Source organism: Photobacterium sp. R1 (assembly GCF_054600795.1).
In genome coordinates this window covers 1-436 of the sequence record NZ_BAAHZP010000112.1, presented here as the reverse complement: position 1 = coordinate 436, position 436 = coordinate 1, and the positions used below count along the sequence as shown (strand labels likewise).

Below are 436 nucleotides of genomic sequence, written 5' to 3'. Positions count from 1 at the left end.
CGGAAAGGCAATTGCCGGGCCGGAGAACACTGCCGTCATGACCAGATTACAAGCCTCCCACCCGGATATTCAGCAAGTCTATGCTGCAACGCCTTTGCAAGCCATGCACCTGTTAAATACCGGGGAAGTGTACGCCTTTGTCGCCCCGTTAGATTCACTGGTAGATGAACTGAAAGAGGATGTCTTTCGTAAAAAGATCATTGCCAAGCTCGACTTCTCACTGCCTATTGCTGTCGGGGTCAGGATAGACAAGCCCGAATTGCTCACGCTGATGAATCTGGCAGTACAATCTATTACTCCTGAAGAGCATCGTCAGATTTCCAGAAAATGGACGCAATTCACCCTGATAGAGAATCATAATTTCACAGATATTTATCGCTGGCCTGCCGTCTCGCTGATAATTATTCTTGTACTTGGCTTCTGGATAACCCGATTA

The 436-nt window shown here is 47.5% G+C and carries 1 protein-coding gene; it reads left to right on the top strand.

What is annotated here, in order from left to right:
* A partial coding sequence (locus ACYP03_RS24210) for a type 2 periplasmic-binding domain-containing protein (RefSeq protein WP_459782398.1) occupies positions 1–436 on the top strand: 436 nt, incomplete at both ends.